At 57.5% G+C, this 22,866-nt stretch carries 21 protein-coding genes and 1 tRNA gene; 14 read left to right on the forward strand and 8 right to left on the reverse strand.

The window, feature by feature from the left end; all coding sequences use genetic code 11:
* Positions 1–39: 39 nt before the first annotated feature.
* Positions 40–609: a hypothetical protein gene (locus PQU98_RS14925; protein ID WP_272745756.1), complete on the forward strand. Its 570-nt coding sequence runs from the start codon at positions 40–42 to the stop codon at positions 607–609.
* Here the strand turns inward: PQU98_RS14925 and PQU98_RS14930 are convergent.
* Entirely contained in the window at positions 606–1,535 is a 930-nt protein-coding gene (locus PQU98_RS14930) for an endonuclease/exonuclease/phosphatase family protein (RefSeq protein WP_272745757.1), read from the reverse strand. The two genes, PQU98_RS14925 and PQU98_RS14930, sit on opposite strands and share 4 nt — an antisense overlap.
* A 3-nt stretch (positions 1,536–1,538) precedes the next feature.
* Positions 1,539–1,868 carry a heavy metal-binding domain-containing protein gene (locus PQU98_RS14935; protein ID WP_303649661.1) on the reverse strand — a complete coding sequence of 110 codons (330 nt, stop codon included), beginning with the start codon at positions 1,866–1,868 and terminating at the stop codon, positions 1,539–1,541.
* An 84-nt stretch (positions 1,869–1,952) separates the two neighbouring features.
* Between PQU98_RS14935 and PQU98_RS14940 the strand changes: the two genes are divergently transcribed.
* From PQU98_RS14940 to PQU98_RS14950, 3 genes are all read left to right on the forward strand, one after another.
* Positions 1,953–2,414 carry a DUF4112 domain-containing protein gene (locus tag PQU98_RS14940; protein ID WP_272745758.1) on the forward strand — a complete coding sequence of 154 codons (462 nt, stop codon included), beginning with the start codon at positions 1,953–1,955 and terminating at the stop codon, positions 2,412–2,414.
* An 83-nt stretch (positions 2,415–2,497) separates the two neighbouring features.
* Positions 2,498–4,156, forward strand: a complete 1,659-nt coding sequence (locus PQU98_RS14945) for a DUF2793 domain-containing protein (RefSeq protein ID WP_272745759.1) — start codon at positions 2,498–2,500, stop codon at positions 4,154–4,156.
* A gap of 4 nt (positions 4,157–4,160) precedes the next feature.
* Positions 4,161–4,673 (forward strand): hypothetical protein, encoded by a 513-nt coding sequence (locus PQU98_RS14950; RefSeq protein ID WP_272745760.1) that lies wholly within the window; start codon positions 4,161–4,163, stop codon positions 4,671–4,673.
* 107 nt (positions 4,674–4,780) lie between these two features.
* Here the strand turns inward: PQU98_RS14950 and PQU98_RS14955 are convergent, their stop codons facing one another.
* Entirely contained in the window at positions 4,781–6,397 is a 1,617-nt protein-coding gene (locus PQU98_RS14955; RefSeq protein WP_272745761.1) for a putative bifunctional diguanylate cyclase/phosphodiesterase, read from the reverse strand.
* Positions 6,398–6,985: 588 nt separating this feature from the next.
* Positions 6,986–7,207 (reverse strand): hypothetical protein, encoded by a 222-nt coding sequence (locus PQU98_RS14960; RefSeq protein WP_272745762.1) that lies wholly within the window; start codon positions 7,205–7,207, stop codon positions 6,986–6,988.
* Between the two features lie 305 nt (positions 7,208–7,512).
* Here PQU98_RS14960 and PQU98_RS14965 point away from each other — a divergent pair, with 305 nt between their 5' ends.
* Positions 7,513–7,971 (forward strand): SMI1/KNR4 family protein, encoded by a 459-nt coding sequence (locus PQU98_RS14965; RefSeq protein ID WP_272745763.1) that lies wholly within the window; start codon positions 7,513–7,515, stop codon positions 7,969–7,971.
* A 236-nt stretch (positions 7,972–8,207) separates the two neighbouring features.
* Here PQU98_RS14965 and PQU98_RS14970 read toward each other — a convergent pair.
* The 3 genes from PQU98_RS14970 to PQU98_RS14980 all read right to left on the reverse strand — a co-directional run bounded on the left by PQU98_RS14970 (position 8,208) and on the right by PQU98_RS14980 (position 9,606).
* Positions 8,208–8,282, reverse strand: a tRNA-Thr gene (locus PQU98_RS14970).
* On the reverse strand, positions 8,262–8,564 hold the full coding sequence (locus PQU98_RS14975; protein WP_272745764.1) for a hypothetical protein: 303 nt from the start codon (positions 8,562–8,564) through the stop codon (positions 8,262–8,264). Before PQU98_RS14975 ends, PQU98_RS14970 begins: the two co-directional genes overlap by 21 nt.
* 52 nt (positions 8,565–8,616) lie before the next feature.
* Positions 8,617–9,606, reverse strand: a complete 990-nt coding sequence (locus PQU98_RS14980) for an aldo/keto reductase (protein ID WP_272745765.1) — start codon at positions 9,604–9,606, stop codon at positions 8,617–8,619.
* Between the two features lie 107 nt (positions 9,607–9,713).
* Between PQU98_RS14980 and PQU98_RS14985 the strand changes: the two genes are divergently transcribed.
* The gene (locus PQU98_RS14985) at positions 9,714–10,607 is read left to right on the forward strand and encodes a LysR family transcriptional regulator (protein WP_272745766.1); all 894 of its coding nucleotides are present in this window, start codon (positions 9,714–9,716) and stop codon (positions 10,605–10,607) included.
* Between the two features lie 415 nt (positions 10,608–11,022).
* Complete coding sequence (locus PQU98_RS14990) at positions 11,023–12,435, forward strand: M20/M25/M40 family metallo-hydrolase (RefSeq protein ID WP_272745767.1); 1,413 nt, start codon at positions 11,023–11,025, stop codon at positions 12,433–12,435.
* Between the two features lie 160 nt (positions 12,436–12,595).
* Here the strand turns inward: PQU98_RS14990 and PQU98_RS14995 are convergent, their stop codons facing one another.
* Positions 12,596–15,184, reverse strand: a complete 2,589-nt coding sequence (locus PQU98_RS14995) for a TonB-dependent receptor plug domain-containing protein (protein WP_272745768.1) — start codon at positions 15,182–15,184, stop codon at positions 12,596–12,598.
* Between the two features lie 219 nt (positions 15,185–15,403).
* Between PQU98_RS14995 and PQU98_RS15000 the strand changes: the two genes are divergently transcribed.
* The 7 genes from PQU98_RS15000 (at position 15,404) to PQU98_RS15030 (ending at position 22,848) form a co-directional block, all read left to right on the forward strand.
* A complete protein-coding gene (locus PQU98_RS15000) occupies positions 15,404–16,306 on the forward strand; it encodes a LysR substrate-binding domain-containing protein (protein ID WP_272745769.1) in 903 nt (300 codons plus the stop codon).
* A gap of 100 nt (positions 16,307–16,406) precedes the next feature.
* Complete coding sequence (locus PQU98_RS15005; protein WP_272745770.1) at positions 16,407–17,657, forward strand: alpha/beta hydrolase; 1,251 nt, start codon at positions 16,407–16,409, stop codon at positions 17,655–17,657.
* A gap of 154 nt (positions 17,658–17,811) precedes the next feature.
* Positions 17,812–19,005 (forward strand): cystathionine beta-lyase, encoded by a 1,194-nt coding sequence (metC, locus tag PQU98_RS15010; RefSeq protein ID WP_272745771.1) that lies wholly within the window; start codon positions 17,812–17,814, stop codon positions 19,003–19,005.
* A complete protein-coding gene (locus PQU98_RS15015; RefSeq protein WP_272745772.1) occupies positions 18,980–20,062 on the forward strand; it encodes an amino acid ABC transporter substrate-binding protein in 1,083 nt (360 codons plus the stop codon). Before metC ends, PQU98_RS15015 begins: the two co-directional genes overlap by 26 nt.
* Position 20,063: 1 nt before the next feature.
* Entirely contained in the window at positions 20,064–21,032 is a 969-nt protein-coding gene (locus PQU98_RS15020) for an amino acid ABC transporter permease (RefSeq protein ID WP_272745773.1), read from the forward strand.
* A complete protein-coding gene (locus tag PQU98_RS15025) occupies positions 21,029–22,117 on the forward strand; it encodes an amino acid ABC transporter permease (protein WP_272745774.1) in 1,089 nt (362 codons plus the stop codon). Before PQU98_RS15020 ends, PQU98_RS15025 begins: the two co-directional genes overlap by 4 nt.
* Positions 22,117–22,848 (forward strand): amino acid ABC transporter ATP-binding protein, encoded by a 732-nt coding sequence (locus PQU98_RS15030; RefSeq protein WP_272745775.1) that lies wholly within the window; start codon positions 22,117–22,119, stop codon positions 22,846–22,848. The genes PQU98_RS15025 and PQU98_RS15030 overlap by 1 nt, the downstream gene beginning before the upstream one ends.
* The last annotated feature ends 18 nt before the right edge of the window (positions 22,849–22,866 follow it).

The following is a 22,866-nucleotide window of genomic DNA, read 5'->3' on the forward strand; positions in this document are numbered from 1 at the left end:
GCTGGGTTAACCCAATTCTCATTCAATGGAATCATGCCTATGCCTGACGATACCGTGGATTTCGCCCCGCTGGCTCAGGCCGAAGAGGCCGGAAAAGCCGTGCAGCAGGCGTCTGAACGCATGGCTAACTTCTGGATGGGAGCGCTGTCGCCCATGTGGGTGCCGTTCTGGGCGGCGACCTCGTTTGGGATCAGCGCGTGGAGCGTGGGTCAGGCTATGAGTGCTGCTAAGGCGGTGGGCCCGGACGGGGCGCTAAAACCTGTAAACTTTGTCAATCCGTGGCTGCCCAATGCCTCAGCCTTAAGTACGGTTATGGCCGAAACCGAAAGTGCGATCCGCGACACTCAGCGCGCGGCCATGAAGATGATGATAGAGGCCGAAGAGGTCGCCGCCGAAGCCGTGGAGCGTATGCCGCATGTGCCGGTAAAGGCCGCCTTTGTGCCACAAGAGATTGCAACTGAGGCGGCGGTTGAGGCCGGCGCCGAAGCGGTAAAAACCGCCCCAGAGGCTATGGCGGCCACGATGGATACGGCCGCTGACAGTCTGGAGCCGCTGGCCAAGCCCGCCCCCAAAAAGAAGCGAGCGCCAAAGCCGAGCGCAGATAATTAAGGCTTTGACCTGACCGGTGACACTTCGACCATGATCGGCAGGTGATCTGAGCCGTAATAGGGCCCGATTGCCTTGGGTGACAGGTGCAGGCCGTCACGCGCAAAGGCGTTGTCGATATTTACCCGCAAAGGAACAGGCAGTCGTGCCGGCCACGTGCCGCCGAGGCTTGCGGCCACATGCAGCCTCTGGTCTTTCATCAGAACATCCAGAAGACGGGCATGGGGGGCAGAGTTGAAATCCCCGACAATGAGTGTGGCCTCATCAGTGGATCTGTGCAGATAGTCGGCCAGAAAATCACGTTGTTTTGCTTGCGCGGCGGGCGGCTGAAACGGCCAGGGGCGGGTAAAGTGCGTCACCAGAAGTGTAAATCTGCCCTGTGGCGCCATCACATCGACCCGGTGCAGATTGCGATGGTCGATATAGCCTTTGGCATGGGTCAGCGGATAGCGCGAAAAGACATGGCTGTCCCACGTCTCAAAATGGTAGGGGTACTGAGCCTTCATTAACGGCATGAGCCGTTCCTCAGCTCTGGGCCCGTCTTCGATATAGACGACAATATCGGGGTTCGTCTGAGTCACCCAATCGGCCAGCCGCTCAGGGGTTTTGTTATTGACCCACAGATTGGCAAACACGACCCGCACGGGCTTTACATCCGTTGCGGCGGGGTTGCCGGAGGGCAGCGCTGTGGGCCAAAAGCCTATGCCCATCGCAAGACAGGCCACAAATGTCATCAGGCACGCCACATGCCGCCTGAGCAGCAACATCAGCACAGCAAAACACGCGGCCCCGCTCAACAGCGGCAAGGTAAATATATCAATCAGATACAGCTCACGCCCGGCCGGATTGAGCGCAATCATCACCCCCAGCGCCAGCAGAGTGGCGGCGGCCAGAAAGCATAGGACATGAAACAGGCGGGTGATCAGCACGGATTAGCGCAGGCGGACCGCGGTGCCTGAGCAACTCACCATCAGCATGGTGCCTTGGCCTACGGTCTGATAGTCTATATCGACGCTCAAAATCGCCGTGCCGCCCAGCTTTTCGGCCTCGATCTGCATTTCCTTGAGTGCCGCATCGCGAGCCTGACGCAGGACTTTTTCGTATGAGCCTGACCGGCCGCCGATGATATCGCGGATGCCGGCGAACAGGTCGCGAAAGATATTGGCCCCCAGAATGGCTTCGCCGGTAACTATGCCGAGATAGGCCTCGACCGGGCGGCCTTCGACCGTGTTGGTCGTGGTCAGGATTATTCCCTCAGCCATAGTATTTCCTTTTGATTTAAGCTGTGCCTAAATGGCAGGTGATTGTACGGATTAATATCCACATCCTTGCGGGGGGCAAGGCCTATGTTTGTAAAATCCCATGAAGATGTGCAGCGCGTTTATGAGCAGGTGGGCACAATCAAGCGCCTGTCTGACCGGGTGGTGGGTCTTGGGCCGTTTGGTATAGGGCTTGACGGGATTCTGACCTGGATACCGGGAGCGGGGCTGATTTACAGCGTCGGTGCCAGTCTTATTATCCTGCTTCATGGTATTCGGGCGCGCATGGATTTGCCGACCTTTTTAATGGCGATCGGCGTTTTGTTTGTCGATAACGGCGTAAGCTCTGTGCCGGTCGTGGGGCAAGCCGCCGACCTGTTCTTTCAGGGTCATCTCTATGCTGCCAAACTGGTGCAAAACTATATCGACAAAACCCACTATGTTGCCGCCAGTAAGCGCGAAGCCCATGCGTCAGGCGCCCATGCCGATCATGTCGCAGCCATGAAATCGGTCAAGGGCAAGAAGCGGGTCATTTACCTTCATCCCTAGGCAGGTGATTGTCCCCCCATCTGTGCCCGCGCCCGGTTGCGCTGCCATCCTGACCTCAGACCCATTTTATCTGAGGATCAATTGTGCCCGACACCCAGACACCGCGCCTGAACCTTGCCCTGCTGGCGGCAGGGCAAAGTCAGAAACACATCACCCTGAACGAAGCCCTGATGCGCTGCGACGCCCTTATCCACGCCCGCGTATTAAGTGTGAACGTGGGTGCACAACCCGCCACGCCGGTGGATGGTGACGCCTATATCCTGCCGTCAGGCGCCAGCGGCGCCGAGTGGGCGGGACAGCCCATCGGGGCGATGATACGTTATGATACCCACCTGTGGGAGGTGATCAATGTACCCGTCGGTGCACTGGTTTATATCGCTGACACCCAAAGTTTTGTGGTACGCACAGCGTCAGGCTGGGCTGGGCTGGAGGGCTATCTGCACCGGTTTGATAATCTGACCCGGCTGGGGATTGGCACGGGGGCCGACAGCTATAACCGGCTGGCGCTCAAAAGCCCGGCGGCGCTTATGTCGGCCGAAGATAGTGGCAGCGGCGATTTCAGTCTGGCGCTTAACCGCGGTGCCGATGATGCCGATGTGCAGCTTCTGTGGCAGTCGGCTTATGAGACCCGCGCGCTTTTGGGGCTGTTGGGCAATGATGATCTGACGCTTAAGGTCTCGGACGGCATTAGCTGGCGTGAGGCGTTGCGGGTCAATCATGTCTCAGGGCGGGTGCGGTTTGGCGTTGCGCCCCTTAAATCACCCAATGCCGTTCAGCGTCGTCATGTGACTGGCCAAGGTTGGCTGAACAGCACCACGCCTGCCGATCATGACTGGCAAAGCATCGTCTGGTCACCTGAACTTGGCCGGTTCTGCGCCGTGGCCGCGACGGGCACCGGCAACCGGGTTATGACCTCTGAGGATGGGGTGACGTGGACGCAGCGTACATCGGCCACTGATAATAACTGGATGAGTGTCTGCTGGTCGCCGGAACTGGGCCGGTTCTGTGCGGTAGCCGCGACGGGCACCGGCAACCGCGTCATGACCTCACCTGACGGCATTACATGGACGCAACGAACCTCCGCCGCTGACCATAGCTGGTCAAGCGTATGCTGGTCGCCGGAGCGGCATCTTTATTGCGCCGTAGCCGCGACGGGCACCGGTAATCGCGTTATGACCTCACCCGACGGGCTGGTCTGGACGGCGCGGACGACCCCGGCTGATCTTGACTGGCGCAGTGTCGTCTGGGCGGCGGAGATCGGCCTGTTTGTCGCCGTGGCGTCATCAGGCACCGGCAGCCGGATCATGACCTCAGCCGATGGCCTGACGTGGACGCAGCGAACCACGCCCGCCGATCTGGACTGGCAGGGCTTAAGCTGGTCTGCGGAACTGAACCGGCTGGTGGCGGTGGCCTCATCCGGTACCGGCAACCGGGTCATGACCTCCGACGACGGCATCACATGGTCTTTGCGTACCACACCGGCTGATCTGGACTGGCGCAGCGTGGCGTGGGCGGCGGAAATCGGTCTGTTTTGTGCGATGGCGTCATCGGGCACGGGCAACCGCGTGATGACCTCAGCCGACGGTATCCACTGGTCATTGGGTGTAAGTGCGGCTGATAAGGGCTGGCGCGGCGTGGCGTGGTCGCCGGAACTGGGTTTGTTTGCCACCGTCGCCAATACGGGCACGGGCCAGCGGGCCATGACCTCAGTATCGGCGCATAGCTTTAATTACCGGAGCTAACACCATGACGATGTTGGATATGATTGGTGGAGCCGGGGCTTTGGGCGGGGTGTTCGGGGCGGTGGGATCGGGGCTTAGCCGCCTGATCGGCATCTATGAACTGCGCGAAAAACGCAAAGACCGCGCTATGGATATCGCCCATGACCGTGACCGCTGGGAGCATGATCTGAGGCTGATAGGGGCGCAGTCGGACGCGCAGGCCCGGCAGGCAGGACAGGCGTTAGAGCACGCCGACAGCGAAGGACGCTGGGCCGGGCTTGAGGCATCGGTTGCGGCTGAGGCGAAACTGAACGGCGGCTATGTGTGGGTTGAGGCGGTGCGCGCTTTGGTGCGGCCGACACTCACGGTGCTGATCTGGGGGGTATTCAGCCTGTTGTTCTTTACGGCTCTGGGGGCGCGATTGCCTGCGGCGATCCGCGAAGAGATTGTGATTACCTTCGTCAATGCGGTAACGTTCAGCGCTTCGACCGCGCTGGCGTGGTGGTTTGGCGATCGCGGGCCCCAAAGACCCAGATGATCCGGCCCAAGGTAGCTTACTTTAGTCCCTCGCCGGGCGGTGGCTCTGCCACCTTGGCCGCCGCCTCAATGGCGGCCTGAGCGAAATGATCCATTTCGCTCTAATAATTATCTGGCCAGCAAAGCCGGAAAGCGGCCATCGGTCATCAGGGCCGATTTTTCCGGATCGGCGGCAATCAGGGCCGACAGGGCAATGCGCAGGGCCTCGATCTGATCGTCACAGAAACCGTTGACGGTGATTTCCTCACCGGTGATGGCCTTACCGAACAGGAAGCCCTGACCGGTCTTGCAGCCCTGCTCCGATAGCCAATGGGCGGTCTCGAAGTTTTCGATCCCTTCGGCGGTGGTCGCCAGATCAAGGCTTTTGCACAGACTTAGGATCGCCTCGACAATTTTGCGGTCCTCAGGACGGCGCTGCGCCCCCATGATGAAGGACGAGTCGATCTTAAGCTTATCGAACGGCAGTTCACGCAGGTGGTTGAGGTTGGAATAGCCGGTGCCGAAATCATCGAGGGCTATGCGCACCCCTTGGTGCTTGAGGGCCAGCAGGATCAGTTTGGCGGTGTCATAATCCTGAACCAACGCGTTTTCCGTCACTTCGACCTCAAGCCGGGACGGGGCAATCTCGTTGTCTTTCAGTACGGCCAGAATCTGCTTCGACAACCGGTGATCCTTGAGTTGGCTGGGAGAGATGTTGAGCGAAATATATACGCTGTCGGGCCAGACTTGCGCGTCCTGGCAGGCTTGCCCCAAAAGTTGCAAGGTGAGCTGATCAATCAGGCCCATATCCTCAGCCACGGATATAAAGACATACGGCGCGATTGTACCGGCGTGCGGATGGTGCCAGCGGGCCAGCACTTCATAGCCTTCGATTTCGCCGGTCAGAAGCGTCACCAGCGGCTGATAATAGGCTTTGATTTCGCCGTTGCGAATGGCCTGACGCATGTCGGATTCCAGCGTGGCGCGGGCCTGAATGCGGGCGTCCATATCCTGATCATAATATCTGATTTGCCCGCGGCCATCGTCCTTGGCGCGGTGCAAGGCCATGTCGGCCCGCTTCAAAAGATCGCTGCCGCTGAGATTGTCGTTGCATCTGGCGACGGCGATGCCAATGCTCACGCCCAGATGGCACGGTGGCGAAGCACTTTCTGCATTAAGATCAAACGGCGTCTCAAACGCCTGTAATAAACGTAAGGCGGCATCTTCGTGGGTATCGGTGTCAGTGACTTTAAACAGCACCGCAAATTCATCACCCGATGTACGATATAGCTGCGAATCGTCGCGCAACCCTGCGCCCAGACGCTCAGCAACCATCTGGAGCAGGATATCGCCGGCACGGTGGCCGTGGGTATCATTAACAGGCTTGAAATGGTCGAGGTCGATCATCATCAGGCCGACATGGCTATGGTCGCTGTAACGGGCCTCCAGAGCCTCGTTCAGATCGACACTGAGGGTGCGCCGGTTGGGCAGGCCGGTCAGGGCGTCAAAGGCCGCCATCTCATTCAGACGCATTTCGGCGGCATTGCGGTTTTCAAGGGCCGCTTTGAGCGCTACGGCCCGCCGGTGCGACAGCACGTACCCACAGATGAGCAGGGCCAGAAATATCAGCGCGCCGGCATTGGTCCATGCCGTCTGAGTCTCATGGGCAAGGTCTACAAACCGGCGAAACAGATCAAGATAGACGCCAAGGCCTGCCAATCCGCAAAAGATCAGTACGTAAACCATCTCCTGACGGGCGCTGACCGGCTGAGCTTTACATGTCTTAGGCCTTAATAAGTTCAGCTTGGGGAATATGACCATCGGGCTATGCCTAATCGTTTATTTTTGGGCTAAAAGCCGGTTCCATCCACGGGCTGCTACTGTAACGGGTAAAGCATTATACTTCGTTAAGGTGTGGGTGACGTAACAGTGGTGAAATAATTCGCCATTTGCGCGAATTTAGTGTCTTTTTTGCCCTACCGCACCGCGTCAACGATTCGTGATGCGGATATGTCTTGCTATGCGATTAAGAATTTATTAACTTTTTATATAAGTCCCCATTGAAACCTATGGGGCGAATGATTTCCGGGCGGCAATATCTTACGCTTGGGAATCGGATTTCAGAAGTAGGGCAGGATTAAAATGGAAGCGTTTGTCGGCCTGACCGCCACTGCGATAATGCTTGCGTGCTTTGTCGCTTTCGTAGTGCTACCCTGGATGCAGGATCACGAGCACCGCTGATTAGCGGGTGTGACCGTGCCACAATGGCGCGGGATATGCCTTAAATGGCATCAGTATTTGTAACCCTTACACTATAAGCCATTCAACACGTTTTCAGGCCGCGCGGTGTCCGGACAGGATGCCCGCGATTTCGCGTTCGGTCATGTCAATCAGGCCGCTGGCGTCATCGCTGTCGCCAGCGCGTTCAGTGACCAGCTTTTCAACATAGGTGCAGGCCCGCGCATATTCCACCGGGCGCGTGCCAATCTCGTCGAGCACGCGATCCAGCTTTTCAAACAGGGCGCGCTTGTCTTCGTCCGATAGGGGCTGGCTCATGGCGTCATCCTTTGTCTGCAAACACATAAAGGCAGAATGATACCATCAGCCTTAAGGCATAAGGGATCAATAAGGGCGATGCTGCGCTGCGGTAATGGAGCCGTAGAAAAAGACAGTTAATGCCGATGGGGTTCCAGTCACCAAGTTTCATAAGTTTTGCGATACCGCGGTTGGCCATATAGTGCCAAGTTGCTCACGTTAGGCGCCGCATAGAAGATCGGGTTACAATGCAACTGATCCCATAAAGTCCATAATTCTGTGCGCCATACTGGGGCTGCGGTCATTAGAAATGGAGGTTTTAATTAATGTCGCTAACTCTGCCACAAGCGAAACCGGCTTCGTCAACAACACTTGCAAGGCTCACTGAAACTTACGGAGAGTTGCCGCACGGTTACCAGAAATTTATTGGGGTGCACGATGGTGTAACCCCTCCAGAGAATGTATTGCGCGGTACGAACAATTCGATAGGAGTTCGCAGTTTTATCGCGGCCTCAGATATTTTAGAAACGGCGCAATCTGTTGACGGTCTGTCAGACGATCTAATCCCTATTGCAGATGATGACGCCGGAAATTTTATTTGCCTTGGAGTATTTGACCATAAAATCTATTTTTGGGATCACGAGGTTGACCGAAATGAAGTTATCGCGGACAGCTTCGAAGATTTTCTTGAGCGTCTCGATCCGTTCGATTTATCACAAGTTCAGTTGGAAAAAGGGCAAGTCATGAGAGTTTGGCTGAACGCTAATTTTAAGCCGGAATTTTAAAAATTAGAATTATTTCAGCGTTGTTTTTACGCAATTAAGCGAGATTTATATTCGCGGCAATGGTTGTTGCGCCCTTAAACCGCTGTCTATATTGGAGAGCGTCAGGTGAACGTGACTGCACGGATTTTACACGTAATCGCCGGGCAATCCGCACAATGTTCCGCTTCGAAACGTCACTATCCGAAATTTTGATTTTATATGAAGAAGGCCCGAACCCTTTAGGGGTCGGGCCTTCGTGGTGCCGCCGAGAAGGATTGAACTTCCGACCTCAGCCTTACCAAGGATGCGCTCTACCACTGAGCTACGGCGGCATGGTAAAAGGTCACGCCGTTGTCGAAGGCCTTACGGATGATGTTGTGCATCTCCGGACGGCTGGGGATTGTGGTCTGATAGGTTCGGCTCATATTCTGCACCCCGATCCCGACGGCGGAGACGTCCAGCGTGCCGAGTTTGCGACGATCAGAACGGTTGATGCTTTCCGTCGCCGCCTGCGCTCCGGTGGGCGCGAGCAGCGGTAAGGCGCCTGCGACGGCGGCACCGAACAGGATTTGGCGGCGATGAGGTGAAACGGCTGTCGGGGGCTGGTCGGTCATGGTCTGGTCTCTCATAGTGGTGAGGCCGTTATTGAGGGTGACGTTTTGCATCTCAGCGGCCCACCGTCGTCATGAGATGGGCAGGGTAACGGTCGCCCTCGACCGTGATGCCGGCGGCGGCGGTCTGGATGTCGGCAAGGTCGGCGGGCGTCAGCTCGACCTCGGCGGCGGCCAGATTTTCCTCAAGGCGGTGCAACTTGGTCGTGCCGGGGATCGGCACGATCCACGGCTTCTGCGCCATCAGCCAGGCGAGGGCGATCTGGGCCGACGTCGCGGCTTTTGTCTCCGCGATGCGTCTCAGCAGATCGACCAGGGTCTGATTGGCCTGCATGGCCTTGGGCGTGAAGCGCGGCAGGCTGGCGCGAAAATCACCCTCGGCGATTGTTGTGTCCTTTGACATAGCGCCGGTCAGGAAGCCCTTACCGAGCGGACTATAGGCGACAAGGCCGATGCCCAGTTCCTCGCAGGTTTCCAGAATACCATTGGTCTCAGGGCCGCGCGTCCACAGCGAATATTCGTTCTGCAAGGTCGTAACGGGGTGTACGGCGTGGGCCTTGCGCACCGTAGCGGCACCGGGTTCGGACAGGCCGAAGTGCCGAACCTTGCCCGCGGCTATCAGGTCTTTCACCGCCCCCGCGACATCTTCGATCGGCACGTCGGGATCGACGCGATGCTGGTAGAAGAGGTCGATGACTTCGACACCGAGGCGCTTTAGCGAAGCATCGGCGACGGTGCGGATATGGTCTGGGCGGCTGTTTAACCCGGCCTGCTTCCCATCCACGATGTTGAAGCCGAACTTGGTCGCGAAGACGACATTGTCACGCACCGGGCGCAGGGCCTCGCCGACCATCTCTTCGTTGGTGAAAGGGCCATAGACCTCGGCGGTATCGAAGAAGGTCACGCCGCGTTCGACCGCCTGACGGATCAGTGCGATGCCTTCGTCGTTTGACACCGCTGTGCCATAGCCGAAGTTCAACCCCATACAGCCAAAGCCGAGCGCGGACACTTTGAGGCCGTGGGTGCCAAGCGTTCTGGTCTGCATGTCCTTATCCTTTTCGCTCACGATCCCCCGAGGCCCCTAAACTAAACACGCTGGACAAATTTGATTAGCCGCTATAATCGGGATGATGTTATTAGGGAGGCTAATGAATGCCGACGCCCAGTTTCGACGATCTTGCCGCCTTTGCTCAGGTGGCGCGCGAACAGAGTTTCACCCGTGCGGCGGCAAAGATGGGTGTCTCACAGTCCGCTCTGAGCCAGACCGTGCGGGCACTGGAAGACCGGTTGGGCTTTCGGCTCCTGACGCGGACAACCCGCAGCGTCTCGCCGACCGAGGCGGGTGAGCGCCTGCTGCGTACGCTGGCACCGAGGCTGGAAGAAATTACGGCGGAACTTGAGGCGCTGACGGCCCTTCGTGATCGCCCGGCCGGTACCGTTCGGATTACCGCCGGAGAACACGCGGCGGTGTCGGTTCTGGAGCCGGCACTCGCGCCCTTCCTGCGCGACCATCCGGAGGTCAATGTCGAGATCATCGTCGACTACGGTCTGACCGACATCGTGGCGGAGCGTTTCGACGCCGGGGTCAGGCTTGGGGAACAAGTCGCCAAGGACATGATCGCGGTGCGGATCGCGCCGGACATGCGCATGGCCGTGGTGGGGTCTCCAGCCTATTTTAATGAGCGTACACGACCACAGACGCCGCAGGAGCTGACGGGCCACAACTGCATCAATATGCGTCTGCCGACCTATGGCGGATTATTTGCCTGGGAATTCGAGAAGGATGGGCGTGAGGTCAAGGTGCGGGTCGACGGGCAACTGGTCTACAACAATCTCGCCCTGCGTATTAATTCCGCGCTCGACGGTCTGGGCCTTTGCTATGTGCCCGAAGACGCGGTTTTGGTGCACGTCGCCGAGGGCCGCCTGATCCGGGTGCTCGAAGACTGGTGCGACCGCTTCTCCGGTTATCACCTCTACTACCCCAGCCGCCGCCACTCGCCCGCGCTCACCGCCGTGGTCGAGGCTTTGCGTTATCGGGGCCGTTGAGGACGATCAGTGGTCGGGATAATGTTCGCTGTCCTGTTTCTTTACGCCAGCATTCGGGTGCGCCACGACGATAGCTGCATATCTCCGCGCCGGATCGAAGTTGGCAGGCGGGTAAGTAAGTAGCGCAATATGCCATTTGTATACATCTGGCATTTCTTCAAATTCGACGCCTGTTTTGGTCGTGTCAGTAGACGCCTTGTCCACATGGTTGTCGTGAAAATCTAAGTTGAGCCTCTTTGACGCGTTTTGATGCGAATGAGTAAGCGATAATATAACATCAGCTTATAGATAAATGCTTTGTCTGCAATTGTTTCGTATGGTCGCGTTGTTACTCTGACGGGCTTAACAAGACGTGCAGGAGGTTATTGTGGTTGTGAACCGAAGATTTATGCTGGCTTCAGTTGCGAGCGGGCTTATGGCCTATCCTCTGACAAACAGGGCCGCGCGCGCTCAGACCGGGAAGGTCGATGTGGTCTCCCTTTTGAAAGATCTGATCCGCTTTGATACGGTCAATGCGCCGGGCGATACGCGTTCGGTAGCTGATTATCTGAAAGTCCTGTTTAATCAGCACAATATTCCCAATGAGATTATATTGGCCCCTAATGGTAAGGCGGCCCATTTTATTGCACGGCTGAAAGGGAATGGTTCAAAACGGCCTGTGCTGATCGCCGCCCATACCGATGTCGTGCCGGCTGAGGCCGCGCGCTGGAGCGTTGATCCGTTCATGGGAGTCGAAAAGGATGGCTTTATTTACGGCCGCGGGGCGCTCGATAACAAAGGCGATGTCGCGGTGTTTGCGGCGGCCATGATCGCTCTGTCCAAGGCCCGTGGTACCCGGACACGCGATGTCATTTTTCTGGCCGAAGCGGATGAGGAGCAGGGTCAGTACAATACGGGGTGGCTGGCGCAGAACCATTGGGACAAAATTGATGCCGAGTTCTGCCTGAACGAAGGCGGACGCACGCGGCTTGATCCAGATGGTGTCGTGCGCGAACTGACCGTATCGCGGGCCGATAAGCTGACGCTTAATCTGAGGCTTAAGACCAGCGGCCCGACCGGTCATTCATCCCGCCCTTTGCCGCTGGATCAGACCGCCAACGGTCAATTGATCACGGCGCTTATGAAACTACAGGCGCACCAGACCGAGATTGTGTTGTCTGAAGAAACTGCAACCTATCTTAAGGCCAGTGCCAAGGTCAGTTCCCCGGAAAAGGCCGCGGCCATTAACGCGCTGCTGGCGGCCACCACTCCCGACGACAAGCTTAAGGCCAGTCAGGCCCTGCTGGCGGCTGATCAAGGAGGCTGGGGGACGGAGGGGCTGCTGCGTAATACACTGGTGATCACCATGATTAATTCAGGCATCAAGCCAAACGTCATTCCGGGAACGGCAGAGGCCGTCATGAACGCGCGTCTGTTGCCCGGCCAAAGCGTTGAGACCTTTATCCGTGAACTGGAACAAGTCATTGATAATCAGGCGGCACGTTTTGAAATCATCAGCACCTTGCCGCCGCAAGAAACGTTGGAGCGGTTCCGCAGGCGGTCTGCGATCAGGCCGTCATCAATTGACACTGATCTTTTCCGGGCGATCGAGACGTCAGCCAAGGCAACCTGGCCCAAGGTCACGGTTGTACCGACCCTGCTGGTCGCTTCAACCGACGCCACGCCGTGGCGCGAGCGCGGGGTGCCTGTCTACGGCATCGAACCCATGCCGACCGATGCCGCGTCTACAACAGGAATTCACGGCGATGATGAGCGCGTGGCGGTGGCGTCACTGAAAGCGGGCGAAGCCTTTGTGACCCGGATACTGAAAACCATCACGGCCAAATAAAGTCCCTGCTATGTCACGCCCAAAAGAAAGCCTGCCGGAATGTCCGGCAGGCTTTTGAGCAATGGGGGAGAGGGGATGCCTATTCAGGCAGGCTCAAGTGCATGGCCCGGGGAGTAGGCCTTAACGGGCAGGTGTCCGAGGGCACCTGCCCGTTAATGGGCTAGTATTTCACTGACAGCTTGGCGTAGACGACCCGCCCGGCTGTGCCATAGGGGGCTATGTAAGAATAGGGCAGGGTGCCGGCATTATCGGCGCCGTTGGTGCCTGTCGCCACTGACGCCACAGTTGAGGCAATGCGCTTTTCCGGATAAGCATCAAAAATGTTGGACGCGCCTACCGTCAGGTTCACATGGTCGGTGACGGCATAGGTGACATCCAGATCGGTAACGATATCAGACTGGTAGGTCTGGATGATCGAATAGGTCGATCCGGTCTGAACCAGGGTTGTGTCATACTTACCCGCGGGCAGAAGCGCGTTGACCTGCGCCAAAGTTTTACCGGTTAGAGACACTTCCGAGACTTCACCGTAGCGGGTAGCGGTGAGTGCGACGTTGAATTTATTGCGCTTCCAGTTCAGGCCGAGGGTCTGTTTATCCTTAGGGCGTGCATCGGTCAGGGTGACCTGCTGCGTCAGATCAAACAGGGTGGTATTGATACCGAGCGCCGTGATTTGCGGCGGCGTACCGGAAATACGGTCGATTTCAGTTTCGTTGAAATTCGCCGCAAACGTTGCACTTAAGGCTCCCCAAGTCCCGAGGTCTTGACGGTATTGAGCGGTGAGGTCGATGCCTTCGGTCGTGGTGTCAACAGCGTTAGTCAGGAAGGTCACGCCGACCACATCGGGCTGACCGTTGGCGGCCATGAAGGCTGATAAGGTGCCGCCCTGAAACGTGGAGGACGAAACGATCCGGTCGGTGACCTCAACCTTGTAATAGTCGATCGCGCCGGTAAAGCTGCCGAAACGGAAAACCATGCCTGCGGATACATCTTCGGATTCTTCCGGGCTTAATGGTTGGGCGCCCAGTTGCGGCGCGACCGGATCATAGACCGAAATCCCGCGCACCCGCACCGGCAGACCGTTGATGAAGGTGACATTGGTGCGGCTGAAATAGGACTGAGCCAGAGATGGGGCTCTGAAACCCGTGCCCACTGATCCGCGCAGGGCCAGATGATCGTTGATTTCAAACCGGCTGGCCATTTTGTAATTGGTGGTCGAGCCAAAGTCGGAGAAATCCTCGTGGCGGCCGGCCGCAATCACCTGCCAGCGATCGAAGAAGGTCTTGTCCAGTTCGACATAGAGCGCTTTGGAATCGCGGCTGCCATCCAGGGCATCATCCGGACGGATGCCGCCGCCGGGCTGAGCGCCGGCCGGTGCCGGGCGTCCGGCATTGGGGCCATCGAGAATGGGGACACCCCCAAAGGCATATGAGTCAGGTTCACCGGGTGAGGTATTGTAGTTCTCTTCACGGTATTCGAGGCCCATTGCGAATTTCAGCGGACTGGCGCCCATTTCAATTTCGCGGGTGACATCAAAGTTGAACGAGGTTTGGTCGATGGCGTACTGACCGCGATAGAAGGTGGTTTTCGAGGCTGCACCCTGCGAGACGTTGGCGGCATTTTCGTAGCCAAAGTCCTGTTGGTTTTTGCCGTAATTGACCGACAGATCCCAGCTAAAGCCAAACAGGTCATCGCCCTTGATCCCGGCGGCGGCGGCGTGGTTTTCCATCTCGATGATCTGAAGCGGCAGGAAGCCGTCCGGATAAATAGAGCGCACGGTTTCGTCCTGACCGGCCCGACGGAAGAAATTGTAGCTATTGCCTGTGAGTTTGTTGATGCCGCCGAAGCTATAGGCTTCGATGCCTTCGCTCACCGGCAGTTTAGCACTGAAAAACAGGGCGTTGTTGATATACTCCGGGTCGTTCGACACCCACATGTTGCGATCTATGGTCGCTTCGCGCGGATCCAGCGTGCCGTTCGATGGGGTAAGACCCGTGCCGGAACCGTAATTGGCAGACGGTGTACGGGTGCCATTTGAGCCGAAATACTGCTGGCGGGTATCGGGTGTGGCACGGTCGGTTTTGGTGTGATCCGAGTGCATGAAGGAGACGCGAAGCACGCCGTCAGTCAGGATCGGCAGGCCGTAACTTAAGCCGATATCAATGGCTTCCCCGTCGCCTTTTGAGGTTTCGCCGTAGCGGGCTTCACCCTTAAAGCCGGTCGTGTCGTCCAGCCCCAGATTGATGACGCCCGCAATGGCATCGGAGCCATATTGAGCGCCGGCGCCATCACGCAGAACTTCGACCCGCGACAGGGCAATCGACGGGATTGCATTGATATCGTAGGCGACATCGCCGCCGCCGGTGGCCGACGTTACTCGGCGCTTACCGTTCAGCAGCAAAAGGACGTGGCCGGTCGACAGGCCCCGCAAGGACGGATTGGCCATGAAATCATTGACGCCCGCCGCATAGTTATTGGTGATCGAAAAGCTCGGCACCAGGGTGCGCAGCTTGCCCTTAAGCTCAGGTGAGCCTACGCGCTCAAGGTCTTCCTGACGGATCAGGTCGATCGGCGTGGCCGACTGGGCGACAACCCGTCCAAAGCGCGAGCCGGTCACAACGACTTCGGTCACTTCGGAAGTTTCGGATGTGGTCTCTTGTGCGTTTGCCGATATAGTCAGGCTGCCCGTCAGGACGCCGATAATCGAAGAGGCAAGAAGTAAGCGTTTATACTCTACAGGTCTGCGTTTCATAGTATATCCCCTGCTATGAAATAGCCAAAATTGGTACGCTTCGTGGTGTTTCACTCTGTTGATGTTGACTAATTGTTTGTGTCACTCAGGTGTCGTCTTGGTTTTATCAAAACGTCATAAAAAGAGACTGCGGGAGGAAACGTAGAAACACAATTGACAGAAACGCAAAGGTCTATACCTAAATGTTATGGGTTACTGTTGTAGCTGGTGAAAACCCCGATGAATATACGTCAGTTGGAGATATTCCGCGCCGTCATGATGGGCGGTTCGGCGTCGCGGGCGGCGGAGCTTCTGCAAATCACTCAGCCGGCCGTCAGTCGTGCCGTGGCGGAACTGGAGGATAATCTCGGCTTTTTCCTGTTTGACCGCGTCAAGGGTCGTCTTGTCCCTACACCCGAAGGTATTTTATTTTTCCGCGACGTGAATGACAGCTTCATTGGCCTTGATCGTATCCGCTCATCGGCGGCACGTATCCGCGATTTTGGCTTAGGGACCATCCGTATTGCCTCGCAAGCCGCCTTAGGGTCTACGCTGGTGCCACGGGCCATCCATGCCTTTCGCCAGGTTCATCCGGATGTCGCCATAACCTTACAGGTGCTGTCGTCGGCGACGGTTCGCGACTATGTGATGTATCAGCAGTTTGATATTGGACTGGCGGCCGAAGAGGTTGATTTGTCAGGGGTTGAGCACCGTCTGTTCGGGAATTTCCGCGCCGTCTGTGCTTTGCCGCCAGGGCATGTTCTGGCGGATAAGGATATTATCCGGCCCGAAGATTTGGACGGATTACCGTTTATCGCTTTGTCACCCGAAGACCGTCTGCGGGCGCAACTGACGACCATATTCGATGAGGCGGGCGTCAAGCCGCAGGTCGTGGTCGAAACCCCCTATGCCCTGACGGTGTGCGCCTTGGTGCTGGCGGGTGTCGGGGTCGGGATTGTAAATCTGGTGGCCGCCGAAGGCTTTCCTGAGCGTGGGCTGATCCTGAAGCCGTTTGAGCCAGAAATCTATTTCCGCTCCTACCTTTTGTTCCGGCCCGACACTCAGAAGGCGCAGGTCGTCAACCGCTTCGTCGGGGCCTTGCTCAGGGCACGCTCCTACAACCGCACGCTCATGCCCAAATAGTATAAGGTTTAGGCATAGAGTTCTGCTAATCCGGCATTTGTGTTTCTACCCGAAAGCCGACATGGTCATCTTATCGTCACAAACGGGATAGGGGCTGACCATGAAGCGCATTGCGGGAAAATTCTCTAAACTGGCTGTAATAGCTTCGCTTTTTGCGCAAGGTGCTGTCGCCCATGATGCGGTGTTGCACGCCCATACTGATATAGCTCAGGGTGATGGCCGCGTACCGGCGTTTTATAGCTGGTCGCGTCCGGTGCCCGGTCACGAAGGCCGGATGGTAGCGATGGAGGCTCTGGAATCAAGCCTGAGCCTGAGCCAGGCCGGATCGGCTTATCGTATTCTCTATACTTCAAAGGATGGCGTGGACGGCGAAGATATCGTGGCGGTGTCCGGTGCGGTTTTCCTGCCTAAAGGCAAGGCCCCCGACGGTGGCTGGCCGGTCATTGCCTGGGCGCATGGCACGGTCGGCATGGCTGATGTCTGCGCACCGTCGCTAGCCGGGCGGTCAGCGCGTGACAATGCCTATCTCAATACGTGGCTCAAAGAAGGTTATGCCATTGTCGCCACGGATTATCAGGGGCTGGGGACACCTGGTCCGCATCCTTACGTCAATGCTCGTCCGCAGGCCTATAGTGTGCTGGACTCCATTCGTGCCGCCCAGCGCGGCTTTCCGGTTCTGTCGCCGAAAACCGTGATTGTGGGGCAGTCTCAGGGCGGTCAGGCGGCGGTGGCGGCGGCAGCCTATGCGCCGACTTACGCGCCCGAACTGGACATCCGCGGCACGGTCGCGACCGGCACGCCCTATAAATTCGGCCAGTCATTGCAGGTTGGGCCGGTCGGTGGGAAAGTCGACCCTAAGGCGGCAAAGGCGGCTGATCCGACCATCTATTACATGTTCTACGGCCTGTTAATGGCCCAGCAAACTCAGCCTGATCTCAAGGGGGCTGACATTATATCGCCCGAAGCGCTGCCACTGTTTGAGCAGGCCAAATCCGTCTGTAATACGCGCCTTGAAGCCGATATTCGCGGAGCCATGCTGACGCGCGATACTACGTTCAGAGCGCAGGCCTATAATGCCGCTATGTCACCGGTTCTGACAAAGCTGGAATATCCGCTTCTAAAATTCAAAAGCCCGCTTTTCTTAGGTATCGGCGGCAAGGATGCCGAGGTTCCTTCGTCCGCACAACTGGCTTTGGCGAAAGATGCCTGCTCTGAGGGTTCTATCGTGGTGACGAAGCTCTATCCCGAACTCAGCCATTCCGGTGCGGTCAATGGTTCACTGCCCGACAGCCTGCCGTTCGTAAAGGCCGCGTTTGAGGGCAACCCGATCATGGCGCAGTGTCCAAAGTAATCCTGACTGCACGGAGTTTACCAGGGGTGGTTCTCCGGGCGGACGGTAACGGCGGCGGTTCTTCCCCTTGAGCACGCCCGCCGCCGTTACCGCAATATGATTGTTTTTTTGAAATAACGGCTCATGCTTGAGCCGAATAGTCTGAGGCCTTGAAATGAAAGATTTGTCGCGCGTTGTGCATCCGCCGGAACCCAATATGGAAGGGTTCAAATCTCTGAGCGTGCCGACGTACCGGGCCTCGACCATCGTGTTTGACGATGCCCAGGCCTATGCCAACCGCAAATATCGCGGACCGGACGGCTATACCTACGGCCTGCACGGCACGCCGACCACCAAGGCTCTGGAAGAGCAATTGACGGCCCTAGAAGGCGGCACCCGTACCGTCATAGTTCCATCAGGTCAGGCGGGCATTACCATCGTCTTCCTGACGGTGCTGCTGCCCGGTGATCATGTGCTGATCCCCGACACGGCCTATCCGCCGGTACGCGGGTTCTGCGAGAACTACCTGAAGCCGCGCGGTATTTACTATACAGTCTATGACCCGATGATCGGGGCCGGAGTGGCCGACCTGATGCAGGGCAATACCAAATTAGTGTGGATGGAAAGCCCCGGATCCACCACGATGGAGTTTCAGGATATTCCGGCCATCATTGCTGCCGCCCATGCCAAAGGTGCGCTGGTCGGAGCCGATAATACCTGGGCGACGCCGCTGCTGTTCAAGCCGCTGATGCATGGGGCTGATTTTGTCATGGAAGCCCTGACTAAATATGTCGGTGGCCATTCCGATATATTGCTGGGGTCGATCAGCGTGCGCGACGTCGAACTTCACCGCGCGCTTAAGGCCACGACCCGCATGATCGGGATTGGGGTTTCGCCCGATGACTGTGCGCTGGCCCTGCGTGGGATGCAGACTATGGGCGTGCGACTTACCCATATGGGCAAGGTGTCTACCGAATTTGCCGAGCGTTTGGTTGGTTTGTCGTCGGTGGAACGTGTTCTGCATCCGTCGCTAACGTCCTGCCCTGGACACGAATATTTCAAGCGCGATTTCGTTGGTGCCTCCGGCGTGTTTTCGGTCGTGCTGAAACCCGCAGCCAATGCCGCTGTCGATGCCGCCCTCGATACGCTTAAAACTTTTTCGATCGGGGCGTCATGGGGCGGCACGCGCAGCCTGATTGTGCCGATGGACATCCGGCCCGATCGCGTGGCCGTGCCGTGGAAAGAGGAGGGCCTGATCCTGCGCATTTCAGTTGGGCTCGAAGATCCTGCCGATCTGTGGGCTGATTTGGAGGTGCTGTTCGCACATCTCAATGCGGCTGTGGATGCCTCAGATAGCGCGGCGGCGTGATCCGATGAGGCGCAGGGGATTAGCCATTATCGGGGTGGTGGGCGCATTGGCGGCCTGTTCGCCGGCGCCGAAGCCGGTAAATGATGCCGCGCCGGCGGGTAAGGCCGGATCGACCTTGGCGACGGTGCAAAAGCATGGCTATGTGTCCTGCGGCGCGTCTCAGGCCAATGCCGGTTTCTCTCTGCCTGATGACAAAGGTTACTGGCGCGGGCTCGATATCGACATGTGCCGGGCAGTGGCGGCGGCCGTTCTGGGCGATCAGGATAAGGCGCGCTTTGTGCCCCTGACCGGCCAGCAGCGCCTTACAGCCTTGCAGACGGGCGAGATCGACCTGTTGCCACGCACGACGACGTGGACGATGGCGCGTGATGCCAATGGCGTCAATTTCACCTTTCCCAACTATTATGACTATACCGGCTTTATGGTGCGGGCGGCCACAGGTGCGACCAAACCGGCTGACATCAAGGGTGCGTCGGTGTGCGTTCAGACCGGCTCCATCACCGAAGTGATCTTTGCCGATGTGTCTTGGCGGCAGAAACTCGACCTCAAACCCGTCATTTTCGATAATGTTTCGGCAACGCGTCAGGCGTTTTTCTCTGGCCGGTGCGACGCTTTGATCACCGATGCGTCGTCGCTCTATTCGGTGCGGGCGACCCAGTCGAAAAATCCCGATGACTATGTGATCTTTGCAGCCAATGACGAAGCCAACCCGCTGACGCCTGCCGTGCGTCACGGCGACGACCAGTGGTTTGATATTGTCAAATGGGTGTTTCAGGCCCAGATCACCGCCGAATATCTGGGCATCACCCGTGACAATGTCGATGAGATGCTTAAATCCGAAGATCCGGCCATTCGGCGTCTGCTTGGCGTTGAGCCCGGTTACGGCAAGGCGCTGGGCCTGCGCGAAGACTGGGCCTATCAGATTATCAAGCAAGTTGGCAATTACGGTGAAGTTTACGACCGCAATGTCGGTAAGGACTCAAAGCTTAAGATCGATCGCGGCCTGAACCGCCTGCAAAGGGACGGAGGGCTGATGGTGCCCCTGCCGTTTAGCTGAGATGGTGTGGTGGCGGGATCAAAAATTCAGGGCCATTGCCCTTCAGCTATTGGCGGCCAGCGCTTTCATAGGCCTGATCCTGTGGCTGACCGGCAATACGGCTGCCAATCTGGCCAAGCGCGGGCTGACCGTCGGGTTTGATTTTCTGGGACGGGCGGCGCGCTTTCCGATTTCCGAAAGTATTCTGAGCTACAGCCCGACAGATCATTTCTGGTGGGCCTATACGGTCGGGCTCGGTAACACCCTGTTTATCACGGTGATCGTGGCGCTGACGGCGACGGTTCTGGGGCTGATGCTGGCCATTCTGCGGCGTGAGGACAACCCGCTGGCGCAAGGAGCGGGCACGACCTATGTCGAGTTTTTCCGCAATACACCGCTGGTGGTGCAACTTCTGTTCTGGTACGCGCTGGTCACAGTTGGCCTGCCGTCGATCGACGCGCCGCTTAATCCGCTGCCAGGGGTCTATCTGACCGAACGCGGGCTTTACCTGCCGGCGATATCGCTAAACGGCCTTGATATGCCGGTGCGGGCCAAGTTCAATTTTGAGGGCGGGCTTAATCTGTCGCCTGAATTTGTCGCCATGTATCTGGGGCTTAGTCTCTATGCGGCGGCCTTTATCGGTGAGATTATTCGCGGAGGACTTGAGGCGGTCTCCAAAGGCCAGACTGAGGCGGCCCTTGCGCTGGGGCTGGCGCCCAAGCAAGCGCTTAATCTGGTGCTGATCCCGCAGGCCCTGCGCATCATCATTCCGCCGATGACCAGTCAGTATATCAACATTCTCAAAAACTCGACGCTTGCGCTAGTGGTTGGATATCCCGACATTTCATTTGTGACGGCCACCACCATCAATCAGACGGGGCAGGCGCTGGAGGGGATTTTTATCCTCATGCTGGTGTTCTTTACCATCAGCATCGTGACCTCCGTGGCCATGAATATCTATAACTCTCGCGTGGCGTTAAAAGTCCGATGACAGGCTTTGTTCAAACCCAGCCCATCGCTGCCCGAACCGCGCCCTTGGCCGCTCGGTACAACTTATTTCGGGTACTGTTTGGCGATGTCTTAAGCACGGTCTCGACGCTGGCTATCCTGTTTGCAGTCATAGCCCTGGCGCCGAAGCTGGTGTCGTGGGGCATGCTCAATGGCATCTGGACGGGTGAGGGGGCACAGTGCACCGGAGTTGGGGCGTGCTGGGCGTTCCTGCGGGCCAAATATCCGTTTATTCTGTTTGGCATTTATCCGCCGGGGCAATATTGGCGGCCGATTGCGCTAATTGTGATTTTTGTCGGCCTGACACTTTATTCCCTGCCCCCAAAGAACTGGAAGACCTCGACCCTGTGGGCGTGGGTGATCGGCACGGTGATCGCTTTAGCTCTGATGGCGGGCGGTGTGTTTGGCCTTGAGGCTGTGCCGACCGACTCCTGGGGCGGGCTGCCGGTAACGCTGATCCTGACCGTTTTGTCATTGGGGTTAGGCTTTCCGCTGGCGATTGCGCTGGCACTGGGGCGGCAGTCGGACCTTAAGGCCGTCAAATATATCTGCGTGGCGGTTATTGAAGGTATTCGCGGTCTGCCCTTGCTTAGTTTGTTGTTCATCGTCTCGATCCTGTTGCCGCTGATGCTGCCGGACGGGCTTAAGATTGATAAGCTATTGCGAGCGCTGGTCGCCATGACCGTCTTTTCGGCGGCCTATCTGGCCGAGGTACTGCGCGGGGGGCTACAAGGTCTGCATAACGGGCAGGGCGAAGCGGCGGACGCCTTATCGCTGTCGTGGTGGTCAAAGACGCGCCTGATCATACTGCCGCAAGCCATATCGAAGGTCATACCGCCGCTGACCAACACGGTCGTGGTCATGGTCAAGAACACCTCGCTGGTGCTGATAGTAGGCCTTTATGATCTGCTGAGTGCCGGACGCGCCGCACTGGCTGACCCGGCATGGCCAGCCCCTTTTGCCGAAACCTATGGCTTCATTGCCTTGATCTATTTCATTATCTGCTTTTCGATCACGCGCTATACCCACTGGATCGAGCGGCAGAACCTGTTCGGAGTGAACCGCTGATGGCCTTTATCGAACTCAACAGCGTCAACAAATGGTACGGTGAATACCATGCCCTGCGCGATGTGACCTTAAGCGTTGAGAAGGGGGAGCGCATTGTTATCTGCGGCCCGTCGGGCTCAGGCAAGTCGACCCTGATCCGCTGTATCAACGCACTGGAAAGCCACCATCAGGGCACGATCTCAGTCGGCGGCACAGCCCTGACCTCAGACATCAAAACCGTGGAAGGTGTGCGCAAAAGCGTCGGAATGGTGTTTCAGAGCTTCAACCTGTTTCCTCACCTAACCATTCTGGAAAACTGCACTCTGGCGCCGATCCACGTTAAGAAAATGAAGAAGGCCGAGGCTGAAGATCTGGCCATGTCTCTGCTGGAGCGGGTGCGCATCGGCGAGCAGGCGCTGAAATATCCGGGTCAGCTTTCGGGCGGGCAGCAGCAGCGCGTCGCCATTGCGCGGGCGTTGTGCATGCAGCCGGATGTCATGCTGTTCGATGAGCCGACCTCAGCCCTGGACGCCGAAATGGTCAAGGAAGTGCTGGATATCATGGTCGATCTGGCGGGATCCGGCATGACCATGCTGTGCGTCACCCACGAAATGGGTTTTGCCCGTCAGGTTGCCGACCGAGTTGTCTTTATGGATGCCGGTCAGATTATTGAGATGAATACGCCTGATGCGTTTTTCAGTGCGCCTCAACACGAACGGACCCGCCAGTTTCTGAGTCAGATTTTGCACTAGTATCGTGAATTCAAAGTT

Origin of the sequence: Asticcacaulis machinosus (assembly GCF_028550435.1) — a bacterium.
GTDB lineage: Bacteria > Pseudomonadota > Alphaproteobacteria > Caulobacterales > Caulobacteraceae > Asticcacaulis > Asticcacaulis machinosus.

Coding starts and splice junctions, on each gene's coding strand:
- PQU98_RS14980 (WP_272745765.1), bottom strand. CDS start 9,606: ATGCAGACCAGAACGCTTGGCACCCACGGCCTCAAAGTGTCCGCGCTC.
- PQU98_RS14940 (WP_272745758.1), top strand. CDS start 1,953: ATGTTTGTAAAATCCCATGAAGATGTGCAGCGCGTTTATGAGCAGGTG.
- PQU98_RS15020 (WP_272745773.1), top strand. CDS start 20,064: ATGGTGTGGTGGCGGGATCAAAAATTCAGGGCCATTGCCCTTCAGCTA.
- PQU98_RS14985 (WP_272745766.1), top strand. CDS start 9,714: ATGCCGACGCCCAGTTTCGACGATCTTGCCGCCTTTGCTCAGGTGGCG.
- metC (WP_272745771.1), top strand. CDS start 17,812: ATGAAAGATTTGTCGCGCGTTGTGCATCCGCCGGAACCCAATATGGAA.
- PQU98_RS14990 (WP_272745767.1), top strand. CDS start 11,023: ATGGCCTATCCTCTGACAAACAGGGCCGCGCGCGCTCAGACCGGGAAG.
- PQU98_RS15000 (WP_272745769.1), top strand. CDS start 15,404: ATGAATATACGTCAGTTGGAGATATTCCGCGCCGTCATGATGGGCGGT.
- PQU98_RS14925 (WP_272745756.1), top strand. CDS start 40: ATGCCTGACGATACCGTGGATTTCGCCCCGCTGGCTCAGGCCGAAGAG.
- PQU98_RS14975 (WP_272745764.1), bottom strand. CDS start 8,564: ATGACCGACCAGCCCCCGACAGCCGTTTCACCTCATCGCCGCCAAATC.
- PQU98_RS15015 (WP_272745772.1), top strand. CDS start 18,980: ATGCCTCAGATAGCGCGGCGGCGTGATCCGATGAGGCGCAGGGGATTA.
- PQU98_RS14950 (WP_272745760.1), top strand. CDS start 4,161: ATGACGATGTTGGATATGATTGGTGGAGCCGGGGCTTTGGGCGGGGTG.
- PQU98_RS14935 (WP_303649661.1), bottom strand. CDS start 1,868: ATGGCTGAGGGAATAATCCTGACCACGACCAACACGGTCGAAGGCCGC.
- PQU98_RS15005 (WP_272745770.1), top strand. CDS start 16,407: ATGAAGCGCATTGCGGGAAAATTCTCTAAACTGGCTGTAATAGCTTCG.
- PQU98_RS14960 (WP_272745762.1), bottom strand. CDS start 7,207: ATGAGCCAGCCCCTATCGGACGAAGACAAGCGCGCCCTGTTTGAAAAG.
- PQU98_RS14955 (WP_272745761.1), bottom strand. CDS start 6,397: ATGGTTTACGTACTGATCTTTTGCGGATTGGCAGGCCTTGGCGTCTAT.
- PQU98_RS15025 (WP_272745774.1), top strand. CDS start 21,029: ATGACAGGCTTTGTTCAAACCCAGCCCATCGCTGCCCGAACCGCGCCC.
- PQU98_RS14965 (WP_272745763.1), top strand. CDS start 7,513: ATGTCGCTAACTCTGCCACAAGCGAAACCGGCTTCGTCAACAACACTT.
- PQU98_RS14995 (WP_272745768.1), bottom strand. CDS start 15,184: ATGAAACGCAGACCTGTAGAGTATAAACGCTTACTTCTTGCCTCTTCG.
- PQU98_RS15030 (WP_272745775.1), top strand. CDS start 22,117: ATGGCCTTTATCGAACTCAACAGCGTCAACAAATGGTACGGTGAATAC.